Here is a 9,799-nt window from a genome sequence, read left to right as displayed (position 1 = left end):
GAAGGAGCCGAGATGGTCACGAGGCCCAATCTTTCCAAATGATCTTCAGCTGCTTGGAACGGGACGGGTGGCGCAGCTTGCGTAACGCCTTGGCCTCAATCTGCCGGATGCGTTCCCGGGTGACGCCGAACTCCTTCCCCACCTCTTCCAGGGTGCGGGCCCGCCCGTCCTCCAGGCCGAAGCGGAGCTGGAGGACGCGCCGCTCCCTGGGGGAGAGGGTGGAGAGGACCTCGTCTATCTGCTCTTTGAGGAGCTTGTAGGAGGCCACATCGGCGGGGGCCAGGGCGGTGCGGTCCTCAATAAAGTCGCCCAGGTGGCTATCTTCCTCCTCGCCGATGGGGGTCTCCAGGGAGACCGGCTCCTGGGAGGCCTTCATTATCTCCCTGACCTTCTCCAGGGGCATCTCCATCTCCTGGGAGAGCTCCTCGCTGGTAGGTTCCCGGCCCCACTCCTGGACCAGGCGGCGGCTTGTCCTGAAGAGCTTGTTTATGGTCTCCACCATGTGGACGGGGATGCGGATGGTGCGGGCCTGGTCGGCGATGGCCCTGGTGATGGCCTGGCGGATCCACCAGGTGGCATAAGTGCTGAACTTGTACCCCCTGCGGTAGTCAAACTTCTCCACCGCCCGGATGAGGCCGATGTTCCCCTCCTGGATGAGGTCCAGGAGGGACATCCCCCGGCCCATATATTTCTTGGCTACGCTCACCACCAGGCGCAGGTTAGCCTCGGTGAGGTGCCTTTCTGACCTCTCCGCATCCTGCCTTATCCTCTGGTAGAAGCTATGGAAGGCCCCCTCCCCTGTATGGAGGCCCCTGCGGAAGGCCTCGTCTTTTAGCAGGGCTTCCAGGCCCGACCAGTATATCTGGGGGCCCAGGCCCACCGCCGTGACGAACTCCGGGGGAATCAGGTGGCTGGCGAGGGAGAGAAGGAGGAGGTGCTGTTCGGCCTCCCTTGGGGTCATCTTACAGGCGGAGGCGAGCCCAGCTATCAGGTCAAGGTTGAGGCCCGCGTCAATGGCCAGGCGCAGCTTTGGCTGGAGGAGGTCGGGGAGGCTCCTGCCTTTTAGCCCCAGTGCCTTGAAGAGGGGCGAGATGATGCAGGCGGCCACGGCAATCTCCCTCAGGACCAGGAAGAGGGTCTCTACTTCGGTGGGCTCCCTCTCCTGCCTCCTGAAGAACCCGTCGCGGAGTTTCTGGAGGAGCTTGCCCACCTCTATTTTCCGGGCCAGGCTCTTTTCCTCGGCCGCCTTCAGGAGATGGACCCGGCCTATTTCCCGGAGGTAGAGGCGGACGGGGTCGTCCACCCCCTCGGCATCATCCAGGTCCATCTCCAGTTCCGCCTCAAGCTTGGTTATCTCGGCCCATTCATTGGCCTCAATCCCTTCCGGGATAGGCTTTTCTTCCTCTTCCGCAGAAGGGGCTTCCTCCTCCTCCTCTTCCAGGATATCTTCCTGTTCTGGCTTGGCTGGTTCCACGGGTTTTCTCTTATCTTCAGGCATTGCTGCTCCTGGACAGCCGGAGCCGGGCCCTATCCTGATAGACGCGGGCCAGCTCCCGGCTTATCTCCAGCCCCATTTCCTCCAGGCGGGCAGCCGAGCCCTTTCCCTCTTCCGTGGCCAGGAGTTCTTCCCTGGCCTTGTTGAGGCCCTGGAGATACAGTTCCTTAAGCCTTAGTGCCATCTGCCTCGACTCTTCCTCCGGCGTCTTCAGGTCCGGGGGCGCTGGCTGGGCCAGGAGGCCCTCCAGGTATTCCCGGAGGACCGGGTCCAGCCTCTGGGCCAGGGCCTGGGGGTCAGGGTCCTCCTTCCACAACCTCAGGACCTCCCGGTGCTGGCCCTCCCGGAAATATTCCGCCGACAAGACATCCGCCTGTCCCTTCAGCTCAGGATGACGGAGCAGGAAGGCCAGGCAACTCCTTTCCACCGAGGGGGCCCCTGGCAGCCGTGTTTCTCCCCGGGGCCCCCTCCGGAGGGGCCGGGAGCGGAGGGCGCTGGCCAGGACCCTCTCCTCTACCATTATAAGGCGGGAGAGTTTCTGCAGGTAGTGGGCCCAGCGCACTGAGCCCTCCAGGCCCTGGAAAAGGTGCTTGAGCTTCTCCACCAGGGCCTCCTTCTCCCGCAGGTCCTGGAGGTTGGTGGCCTCCACCAGGGTCTTAAGTAGGTAGTCCATGGCCGGGGGGGCCTGGGAGACGAGGCTTTCCCAGAGACCTTTATCCTGGAGGATGACCTCATCAGGGTCTTTCCCCGGGGGTAGCACCAGCACCCTTAGCTCCGCATCCAGGGAGGCCGCGTTCAGGAACCAGTCATAGGGCCTTTCCCTGTGCTGGGCGGGGGCGGCCACATCGGTTATGGCGCGGAAGAGGCCCTGGGCCCCGGCAGCATCGGCATCCAGGGCCAGGACCAGGTTCTTCGTTGACCTCTTGAGGAGGGAGAGGTGTTTTTCTGATATGGCCAGGCCCATGGTGGCTACGGTCTCGGTGTAGCCCGCCTGATGGGCAACGATGACATCCATATACCCTTCCACAATAATGGCCCGGTCCTTCTGGCGGATGGCCTCCTTTGCCCTGTCCAGGCCGTAGAGGAGGCTGCTCTTATCAAAGATGGGGCTCTGGGGGGAGTTGAGGTATTTGGGCATGGCCTCGTCCAAGGCCCGCCCTCCCAACCCCGCACCACGCCCCCCAGGCTCCCGGATGGGAAAGATAAGGCGGTGGCGGAAGAGGTCCCGGAGCTTCCCATCCCTCTCTCCCACCAGGCCTGAGGCCAGGATGGCCTCCCGGCTGTAGCCCAGCCCCGAAAGGTGCTGGAGGAGGGCCTGCCCCTCTGCGGGGGCATACCCTATCTGGAAGTCTTCCATGGACTGGGGAAGGAGACCCCTCTTTTTGAGGTATTCCCGGGGGGCCTGGCCCGCCGGGCCCAGAAGGGCCTGGTGGTAGAAGCTGGCGGCCTGTTCATTGAGGCTGTAGAGCCTCTCCTTCTGCTGTTCCTCCTCCTGGCGGCGGGGGGAAGGGGGCAGGGGCACCCCGGCCCTCTGGGCCAGAAGATGGAGGGCCTGGCCAAAGGGTAGGTTCTCTTTCTTCATAATGAAGGTGAAGAGGTCCCCCCCTGTCTGGCAGGCACCAAAGCAGTGCCAGCTCTGCCGCTCCGGGAAGACATAGAAGGAGGGGCTTTTCTCCTGGTGGAAGGGACAGAGGGCCCGGAAGTTCCTGCCCGACTTCTGAAGTTTCACATATCCAGAGATGACCTCGGCAATATCCAGCTTCTGCTTGATGTCCTCTACGGTACTCATGGGAAGGAAGCCTGGGCTATCTCCTGGGCCAGCCTGAGGGCAAAGGGGTCGGTCATGCCGGCGATGTAGTCCACCACCCTGGTGGCCAGGGGCTCATCCCGGGTGAGGTATTCGGGGGGGAGGGCCTCGGGGTGGTGGAGGTAGTGGGAGTAGAGGAGGCGCACCGCCTCTTTGGCCCTCCGGGCCTCCTGCAGCTCGGCCAGTTGGTCATAGACCTTTTCAAACAGGAACTCCCTCAGGGCCTCGGCCGCCTCTCTTACCCTGGGGCTGAGGCCGATGACCGGGGTTGTTGCATCCACCAGCCCGGTGGCGGACCAGGAGAAAGAGACGGCATCGGCAATCAGGGTGTTCAGCCGCTCCCGTGTGGTCCGGCCCAGGACGGCGAAGACATGGGGGGGGAGGTCCTCCTCCCGCAGCAGGCCGGCCCGGGTGGCATCGGCGGTATCGTGGTTGATATAGGCGATGGCATCGGAGAGCTTGACCACCTGCCCTTCAAGGGTGGCAGGCCCCGCGGCATCAATACCGGCCTTGGAGTGGTGACGGATGCCATCCCTCACCTCGTTCGTGAGGTTCAGCCCCTGGCCCTCGTTTTCCAGGACATCCACCACTCTCAAGCTCTGCTCACTGTGGTGGAAGCCGTGGGGGTAGAGCTGGTCCAGCGCCTCCTCGCCGGTGTGGCCGAAAGGGGTGTGGCCCAGGTCGTGGCCCAGGGCGATGGCCTCGGCCAGGTCCTCGTTCAGGTTCAGGGCCCGGGCGATGGTGCGGGCTATCTGGGCTACCTCCAGGGTATGGGTGAGGCGGGTAACAAAATGGTCCCCCTCCGGGTTGATGAAGACCTGGGTCTTGTGCTTGAGGCGGCGGAAGGCCTTGGAGTGGAGGATACGGTCCCTGTCCCGCTGGAAGGTGGTGCGGAGGGCGTCGGGGGGCTCGGGGCGGAGCCGGTGGCTCAGAGAGCTTCTTGTGGCATAGGGGGAGAGAGCTTCCTCCCTCTCCTCCAGGCGCTGGCGGACTTCACCGAGGGTCATCCTTCCTCTTCTTCACGGCTCCGGGCCAGGCGGCGGAGACGGGAAGGGGTGGCAAGGCGGGCTTCCACATCGGCGATTATTTCCCGGGTCTGGTCTATCATGTCTGGGCTGACGGAGACGGAGGTAATCCCCCACTCCACCAGCTTCTCGGTAAGTTCAGGGTAGACCGAGGGGGCCTGGCCGCAGATGGAGCTGGTGATGCCCCGGTGGACGCAGGTCTTGATGGCCTGCTCTAGGGCGAGCATCACTGCCTCGTTTCTCTCATCAAAGTCCTGGGCCAGGAGGGTGTTGTCCCGGTCAATGCCCAGGATGAGCTGGGTGAGGTCGTTGGAGCCGATGGATATGCCGTCTATGCCCACATCGATGAACTTGCCCAGGAGGAAGATGTTGGATGGGATCTCGGTCATCATCCAGAGTTTGAAGTCTGCCGAAGCCTTGAGCCCTCCTGCCTCCAGGAGCTCCCTGGTCCGGGCCATCTCCTCCACGGTGCGGACGAAGGGGACCATCACCCAGAGGTTGTTGTATTTCTCTCTAACCCTCTTGATGGCGTCTATCTCTAGCTGGAAGGCATCCTTTTCCCGGACGTAGCGGGAGCAGCCCCGGTAGCCCAGCATGGGGTTCTCTTCCTCCTGCTCGTATTCGGCCCCGCCCTCCAGGTTGCGGTATTCGTTGGTCTTGAAATCGGTGGTGCGGTAGACCACCGGGCGGGGGTGGAATGCGCGGGTGAAGGTGGTGAGGCCTTCGGCCAGGCGGCTGATAAACTCCTCCTGCCGCCCTTTGGCCAGGACATAGCGGGGGTGGAGGCCTATCTGGGCGATGATGAACTCGGCCCGGAGGAGCCCCACCCCCTCCACATCCCGGGCCGCTATCTCCTCCGCCCTTTCCGGCTCGGCCAGGTTGACATAAAGCCTCGTCTTGGTGTGGAGGGCGCGGCGGACCACGCGGGGGGTGGGGGCGGGGGAGACCACCGCCCGGCCGAGGTGGACCTTGCCCTGGGAGCCGTCAACGGTGATGATGGTTCTGTCCTTCAGGACATGGGTAGCCTTGCTGGTGCCCACCACGCAGGGGATGCCTAGCTCCCGGCTGACGATGGCGGCGTGGGAGGTCCGGCCCCCCTCGTCGGTAACAATGCCCACCGCCCTCTTCATGGCGGGGACGAAGTCGGGGTTGGTCACCTTGGCCACCAGCACATCCCCCTTGGCCACCTTGCCTATCTCGCTGGCATCGGACACTATCTTTACCGGGCCGGAGGCGATGCCCGGGCTGCCCTTTGCCCCGGTGAGGATGAGGGGCAGGTCTATCTCCGGCAACGCCTCCTCCCGGGCGCGCATGGTGGTGACGGGGCGAGTCTGGACGATGAAGAACTCCCTGCCTTCCCTGGCCCATTCAATGTCCTGGGGGAACTTGTAGATGTCCTCAATCTGCTTTCCCAGTTGGGCCAGCTTCAGGACCTCCTGGTCGGTGAGCTTCTGGAGGGTCTGTTCCTGGGGGAGGAGGGTGACCTTGATATTGGCTTCTCCTTTGGCCCCCCAGCGCAGGGGGTTGCGGATGAGCTGCCATTCCTGACGCCCCACTTTCTTTTCCACAATCTGGAAGTCCCTCTTGTCCACCACATAGAGGTCCGGGGTTACCTCGCCCGAGACGATGGCCTCCCCCAGTCCAAAGACGGCCTCAATAACTATCTTGCTACTATCGGAGGCTACCGGCTCCACGGTGAACATTACCCCCGAGACATGGGACTGGACCATGCGCTGGACCGGGACGGCAATGGCGATGTCCAGGTGGTCAAAGCGGTGCTGGGTGCGGTAGAAGATAGCCCGGGGCTCAAAGAGGGAGGCCCAGCAGCCCAGGACGGCCTTCACCACCTCCTTCTCTCCCCGCACGTTGAGAAAGGTCCGCTGCTGGCCGGCGAAGGATGCTTCCGGCAGGTCCTCGGCTGTGGCCGAGGAGCGCACTGCCACCGACCCTCCCCCCAGATTTCTGTAGGCATGCTCAATGGCTTCGGCTATCTCGGCGGGCATAGGGGCCTCGGTTATCAGTTCCTTGATGCGGGCGGCGGTCTCCTGGAGGGCCTGGGTATCAGAGCGGTCCAGCTTTTCCAGGAGTTCCTGGATAGGGGCTTTGAGGCGGGCCTTCTCCAGGAAGGATGAATAGGCCGGGGCGGTAACGACAAAGCCAGGCGGGACAGGGATGCCGTGGCGGAGGAGCTCGCCCAGGTTGGCCCCCTTCCCTCCGACCAGGGATAAGTCTTCCTTCCCTACTTCTTTAAAGAGTACAACTATCCGGTTGGCCTTTCCCATGGGGCCCGTCCTCCTTCGCCAAAAAAATGAGAGACTGGAAAGCCCGAGGCTTTCTCAGTATACCATACCCGTCGGCCGGCTCTAGCCCTTCTTGAGCTCTTCTATCTCTTTGGTTACCTCCTGGAGCTCTACCTCCAGTTCCTTCTTATGGTCCTCCAGCATCTTGATGTATTCTTCTTTGCTGGGGAAGGGACGGGAGCCGAAGTAGAATGAAGAACGGTGGGAAGCCGAAACGGAACCCGGCATGAAAGCCACGCCTTCGCCACCACATAGCGTGAATATCTTACCACTTTCCACATTGACCCACTAGCAGGCGGGGGATAAACTGGGGCTGATGAAAAGGGGCTATATTCTCCTGGAGGTGCTCATCGGGCTGGCCCTGGCGGCTGTCACAGTCCCGGCCCTCCTGGGAGGGGTATCGGTGGGGGTGACGGCGGCGGACCGGGCCCAGGACCGGGCAAGCATGTATCGCCTGGCCCAGGGCCAGTTGGAGGATGTCCTCCGCCAGCCCTATGACCCCCTCCCCGCCGCCTATACCCAGGTCCCCGGTATCCCGGCTGGCTACACCATCCAGATAACGGCGACGGTGCCGGTGAGCTATCAGTACCCCGGTGGAAGCGCTGCCCCGGAGACAGTCCAGCTCATCACCATCAGGGTGGACGGGCCTTTCGGCAATATGGAGCTCCAGGGCTACAAGGTGAGGGAATGAGGGCAAAGGCAGGTAGCCGTCAAGGGAACGGGGGGGAGGGCGGAAGGGGCTTCACCCTGGCGGAGGTGCTCATCGGACTGGCCCTCACCGGGCTGGTGGTAACGGGCCTGGCGGCGGCGGTCTTTGCCCTCATCTGGCTCCCTGGCCGTCCCCAGGACACCCTGACTGCCCTCTCTGACGTGGAGCAGGTGAACTACTGGGCCAGCCGGGACGCAAACATGGCGGAGGCCTATACCCCCCTCTCCAGCCCTAACTATGGTCGGTTTGAGTGGAACTCCCGGACCGGGGCGGGGGTTTCCCAGTCTAGCGTCACCTACTACTATGAATCGGGGAACCTGATGCGCCAGGAGGTGGTGGGTGGGGTGCCGCAGAGCACCCTGGCCCTGGCCAGGCACATCGCCCAGGAAGGGGATGTCAGCTTTTCCTGGTTTCCCTCCAGCTACTACCTGGAGGTGAGGGTCACGGCTACTGTAGAAGAGGCGGGAGCCAGTCCTGTTACCGAGAGTGCCACCATTACCGCCGCCCTGAGGCCCCGGCAGGAGCCCCTGGTGGCCCCCCCGGGGCAGACCGCCACCCCCACCCCGCCCCCGGGCGTATACACCTACTACCTGGCCTCTGCCCCCACTATCCAGAGGGGGACATTTGTCTCCGGGGGGGTGGCCGCCCTCCGGGATATAGACGGGGTCTTCTATGTTGTTGACTCCACCACCGGCGGGGGCACCAAGTGGGTGACCTGGCGGGGGGACAGCGAGACCATGACCTTACCCTCTACCATCTCCCAGGTGGAGGTGAGGTTCACCGCCCAGTCCAGCAAGGCCGGTACAGCAGTGCTCTTCTATGTGATTGACCCCGCCACCGGCGATTTCTCGTCCACCGCGACCGCCAGCTTTACTCTCACCCAGGCCGACACATCCCAGAACTTTAACTTCCTGCTTCTGGACCCGGCCTATCTGGCCTACATCAACCAGGTGAGGGTGGTAAGGATAAAGGTGGAGGCTTCCAATACGCCCACCTTTACCCTCTCCGCGGACCAGTTGCAGTTCCTGGCTTCGTAGGGGGAAAGATGAGAGAAAGGGTCGGAAGAGAGAAGGGGCAGGCCCTGGCCTGGGCCCTGGTCTTTATGGCCATGGCTGCCCTGGTGGTGACCCCCCTGCTCACCTATGCGGGGGTCACCCTAAGGAGCCGGGACAAGGCCCTGGAACGGGCCTATCAGCAGGCAGCCGCCGAGGCGGGCATAAAAAGGGTGATGGCCGACCTCAAAATGGGTGCCGACGGCATCCCCACAACCTATGTTACCTATAATCCCCACTTACCTGGCCAGCCCTACGACACCTACCAGATTACTACCAGCTATGCCCTCCCTTCGGTAACGGTCAATGGATATACGGTGAGCCTGAGCCTCTCCTCCCCTTCCCCGGGGACCCAGCCCGCCGGCCAGCAGCAGTACCTTGACCCCGGGACCCTCAATCCGGACTTTGCCACCCTCCCCGGGGGCTACGGCTACCTGATGCGCATCTTCAATGTGAGGGCGGGTATCCTGATAATAAACTGGGCCTACAGCCCTCGGGGTGTCTCCCGGGTGGGGGTGTGGGATGGACTGCCTATTGACGACCGCACCGGCCAGCCCTTTCCACCGGGGAGGATAGACAACTGGCCCAAGGACCCCCCCACCCTGGACACAGGGAGCACTCCCGGCACCGCCACCAATAACCTCTCGGTGTCCATAGCCATCGGGCCGGGGCTTTACTCGGTGGTCTTTGACAACACCCGGGGGCGGGAGACCAAGACCACCGCCCCCTTTGCCCCCTCGGGTGGCACCGCGGATACCTGGGTCTATCTTACAGCCTACCGGGACTATGTGATTACTGCCACCGCCGGGGATGTTATCCTCCAGGCTTATGTCCGGCAGATACCGGGCTACACCCAGCCCCCCAACACGGCTTGGTCCGTCGCCAATGCAAGCTGGGTGCCCAGCGGGGCCTTTATCCGCTCCTGGACCTTGCCCTAGACATCTGCCTCAGGGCGAAGAAGACCAGCCCCACCGCAATCAGGCTGAGGTAGCTGATGGTCCTGTCCACCAGGGCTACAGACCAGGCCTCCTCCCTGGTGAGGGCGGTCATGAGCACGCCTGCCACCCCTGCCTCCACCAGGCCCAGGCCGGCGGGGGTGAAGGGGATGGCGACGAGCAGGGCGACGGCCTGGGCGGCGAAGAGGAGGAGGAAGGGGCTGGGGTGGACCCCCAGGGCCAGGGCTACTAGATAGAACCGGCCCGTTTCCAGCAGCCATATCCCCAGACCCTGGAGGCCGACGGGTAGGAGTTGGCGGAAACTGCCCAGGGTGCCCTCCTGGAAGGGTAGGTACAGGGAGCGCAGGCGCAGGGGGAGGAAGCGGGAGAAGGCCAGGCCGAAGCGCCCCATGGCCCCCAGAAGCAGGACCCCCAGGGCCACCACCCCCACCCCAATCGCCAGCACGGAGAGAAAG

Annotated in this window: 8 protein-coding genes and 2 pseudogenes; 3 read left to right on the top strand and 7 right to left on the bottom strand. The window is 63.4% G+C overall.

The window, feature by feature from the left end:
• Positions 1–16: 16 nt before the first annotated feature.
• The 6 genes and pseudogenes from rpoD to KJ624_02485 form a co-directional block, all read right to left on the bottom strand.
• Positions 17–772, bottom strand: a pseudogene (gene rpoD / locus KJ624_02510) (RNA polymerase sigma factor RpoD).
• 432 nt (positions 773–1,204) lie between these two features.
• Positions 1,205–1,498, bottom strand: a pseudogene (locus KJ624_02505) (hypothetical protein).
• Positions 1,491–3,284: a DNA primase gene (gene dnaG, locus KJ624_02500; GenBank protein MBU2008716.1), complete on the bottom strand. Its 1,794-nt coding sequence runs from the start codon at positions 3,282–3,284 to the stop codon at positions 1,491–1,493. Before dnaG ends, KJ624_02505 begins: the two are co-directional and overlap by 8 nt.
• The gene (locus tag KJ624_02495) at positions 3,281–4,309 is read right to left on the bottom strand and encodes a deoxyguanosinetriphosphate triphosphohydrolase (protein ID MBU2008715.1); all 1,029 of its coding nucleotides are present in this window, start codon (positions 4,307–4,309) and stop codon (positions 3,281–3,283) included. The genes dnaG and KJ624_02495 overlap by 4 nt, the downstream gene beginning before the upstream one ends.
• Complete coding sequence (ppsA, locus tag KJ624_02490; protein ID MBU2008714.1) at positions 4,306–6,609, bottom strand: phosphoenolpyruvate synthase; 2,304 nt, start codon at positions 6,607–6,609, stop codon at positions 4,306–4,308. The genes KJ624_02495 and ppsA overlap by 4 nt, the downstream gene beginning before the upstream one ends.
• 81 nt (positions 6,610–6,690) lie before the next feature.
• Entirely contained in the window at positions 6,691–6,855 is a 165-nt protein-coding gene (locus KJ624_02485; GenBank protein MBU2008713.1) for a hypothetical protein, read from the bottom strand.
• Between the two features lie 88 nt (positions 6,856–6,943).
• Here KJ624_02485 and KJ624_02480 point away from each other — a divergent pair, with 88 nt between their 5' ends.
• From KJ624_02480 to KJ624_02470, 3 genes are read left to right on the top strand one after another with little or no spacing between them, the layout of a single operon-like run.
• The gene (locus KJ624_02480; GenBank protein ID MBU2008712.1) at positions 6,944–7,318 is read left to right on the top strand and encodes a type II secretion system GspH family protein; all 375 of its coding nucleotides are present in this window, start codon (positions 6,944–6,946) and stop codon (positions 7,316–7,318) included.
• Complete coding sequence (locus KJ624_02475) at positions 7,315–8,373, top strand: hypothetical protein (GenBank protein MBU2008711.1); 1,059 nt, start codon at positions 7,315–7,317, stop codon at positions 8,371–8,373. The genes KJ624_02480 and KJ624_02475 overlap by 4 nt, the downstream gene beginning before the upstream one ends.
• Before the next feature lie 8 nt (positions 8,374–8,381).
• Positions 8,382–9,326, top strand: coding sequence for a hypothetical protein (locus tag KJ624_02470; GenBank protein ID MBU2008710.1), 945 nt, complete (start codon positions 8,382–8,384; stop codon positions 9,324–9,326).
• Here the strand turns inward: KJ624_02470 and KJ624_02465 are convergent.
• Positions 9,301–9,799, bottom strand: a 499-nt coding sequence (locus tag KJ624_02465; protein MBU2008709.1) for a flippase-like domain-containing protein, incomplete at its 5' end; no start/stop codon positions are given. The two genes, KJ624_02470 and KJ624_02465, sit on opposite strands and share 26 nt — an antisense overlap.

The organism is Chloroflexota bacterium, from assembly GCA_018825785.1.
Taxonomy (GTDB): domain Bacteria; phylum Chloroflexota; class Dehalococcoidia; order JACVQG01; family JAHKAY01; genus JAHKAY01.
The sequence above is the reverse complement of the archived record's forward strand: the minus strand, read 5'-3'. Positions and strand labels throughout refer to the sequence as shown.